Origin of the sequence: Actinomyces bouchesdurhonensis (genome assembly GCF_900128465.1) — a bacterium.
GTDB classification, from domain to species: Bacteria; Actinomycetota; Actinomycetes; order Actinomycetales; family Actinomycetaceae; genus Pauljensenia; species Pauljensenia bouchesdurhonensis.
Map to the genome: position 1 here is coordinate 263,029 of NZ_LT635866.1, position 2,234 is coordinate 265,262.

A 2,234-nucleotide genomic window follows, 5' to 3' on the forward strand; every position below is an offset into this window, starting at 1 on the left:
TCCCAGTTAGGGGTGCGGGTTGCTCCCAGTAGTTATTACGCCGCTCGGGCGCGCCCCTTGTCGGCGCGCAGCGTGCGCGACGAGGCGCTCACAGACGTGATCAGACGCGTGTGGGAGGAGAACTACTGTGTGTTCGGGGTGCGCAAAATGCACGCCTTCCTCAACACTCACGAGTTGGGCGTGGGATATGTGGCGCGGTGCACGGTCGAGAGACTGATGCGGCGTATGGGCATTCGTGGTGTGAGTCGGCGTCGGACCCGCCATGTCACGGCTTCAGCGCCGCGCCATGCATGCCCCTTGGATCTGGTCAATCGGCATTTTGGGGCCCGTGATCTCAACGAGTTGTGGGTCGCGGACATCACCTACGTGCCAACCCAGGCTGGCTGGGTCTACGTCTCCTTCGTCACCGACGTGTGCTCTCGTAAAATCCTGGGCTGGAAGGTCGCGTCCTCGCTGCGTACTGACCTGGCCCTGGACGCGTTGAACATGGCGATCTACCAACGTCGCCGCGATGATATAGACACTCGTGGGCTCGTGCACCACTCCGACCGAGGCGTCCAATACCGCGACGTGCGCTACGGGCAAGCTCTCGCCCGATGCCAGGCAGTAGCGTCGGTGGGTTCAACCGGTGACTCCTACGACAACGCCCTGGCCGAAGCCTTGAACTCCTTGTACAAAGCAGAACTCATCTACAACGAGGCGCGCCCCGGCTACGCCGGCCCCTGGCGCGATCGGAGCGAGGTCGAACGCGAAACCGCCGCCTGGGTCCACTGGTACAACACCCGCCGCCCCCACCTCGCCCTGGGCGGCATCACACCACAACAAGCAGAAAACCAACACACAACAACACGAAAGGAAGCGGCCTAAACAAGCCTCCACAAAACCCGGGACTTGACACACACATCGCGTCGGCGCTGCGCACATTCACCCCTGAGGTGGCCACTTTAACCCTTCAATGCGCACGTTAACCCGCTCAGTGGAGCGTGGGCACCCCGGCCCACGCTCCACTAGTAGGGCCCAGCTGCGCATGAGCGGGTTAACACCACCACCTGAAGGGTCCAGCTGCCTGCACCTCTCCAGCCTCCTCGTCAGGCCACTCGTCAGGCCCCCCTGGGACACCTACCGCGAGCGCGAAGTGCTGCCGGCCCCTCGTCAGGCCCCTCTCATCGTCACCGTCGGCATCCTCCCCTACATTTCGCATGCAATTCCTCTGCATCACATTCCGCGCCGACACAAAAACCGCGAAATACCAACGACTCATTTTCAATCCTTGAAATACTCACAGGGGAATTGCATGCGAAATTGTGGGAACCCGCAGGGAGGGCTAGTAGCAGCCACAGTGAGTAGGTCCCAGGCTGTCCGGCCGACAGCATCGGCACCACACGCCGGCGGCCACCCGCCGCATACCAACACCTCCCACCACCCGCCTCATACCGACACCTCCCACCACCCGACGCATACCAACACCTCCCACCACCCGCCGCCCGAGAATGCTCCCCCGGGCAACACGACCGGTGCGGGCAGCGTCGGCTTCTCGCCGCCCGCCGCCCGAGAATGCTCCCCCGGGCAACAACACTAGAACCGAGAGAACCTAGGCATGACGCAACACGCGTCCGACGCCACAGGCAATAAAAACGGGTGGGCGGCACCAGCACTGCTGATGCCGCCCACCCGCGTTGTCGGAAATAACCCCCGGAAGGCTCAGGCCTCCTTAGGAGCCACGTCGAGCAGCGCGTCGCCGCGCTGGACCTGCCCGCTCGCGAGCGGCGTGACAGCGCCGAACTTCTTCTTGTTCGTCACGACGACGGGCGTGATGGTCTCGTAGCCGGCTTCGCGGATCACGTCGAGGTCGACCTCGGCGAGCACGTCGCCGCGGCGCACGACGTCGCCCTTGGAGACGTGAGGCGTGAAGCCCTTGCCGTCCAGCTTGACGGTGTCCATACCAACATGAATGAGGACCTGGACGCCAGAGGCGGACTTGAGGCCGTAGGCGTGACCGGTCGGGAAGGCGACGGTCACGGTGCCGTCGAACGGCGCCACGACGAGGCCGTCGGCGGGCTCGATACCGATGCCGGGGCCGAGCATGCCCTTGGCGAAAGACTCATCCTTGACCTGCTCGAGCGGAATCGCGGTGCCCGCGAGGGGCGAGGCGACGGAGAGGTCAGCCTTGGCTTCCTCTGAGAAGGACGCGGCTGGGGCGGCGGCTGCAGCCGGGGCGGCGGCAGGGGCCGCAA

The 2,234-nt window shown here is 64.5% G+C and carries 2 protein-coding genes; one reads left to right on the plus strand and one right to left on the minus strand.

The window, feature by feature from the left end; genetic code table 11:
- Window positions 1-12 precede the first annotated feature (12 nt).
- A complete protein-coding gene (locus BQ7477_RS03645) occupies window positions 13-867 on the plus strand; it encodes an IS3 family transposase (protein WP_073982846.1) in 855 nt (284 codons plus the stop codon).
- A gap of 834 nt (window positions 868-1,701) precedes the next feature.
- Here the strand turns inward: BQ7477_RS03645 and BQ7477_RS12280 are convergent.
- On the minus strand, window positions 1,702-2,234 hold a 533-nt coding region (locus BQ7477_RS12280), incomplete at its 5' end, for a PTS sugar transporter subunit IIA (RefSeq protein WP_234968665.1).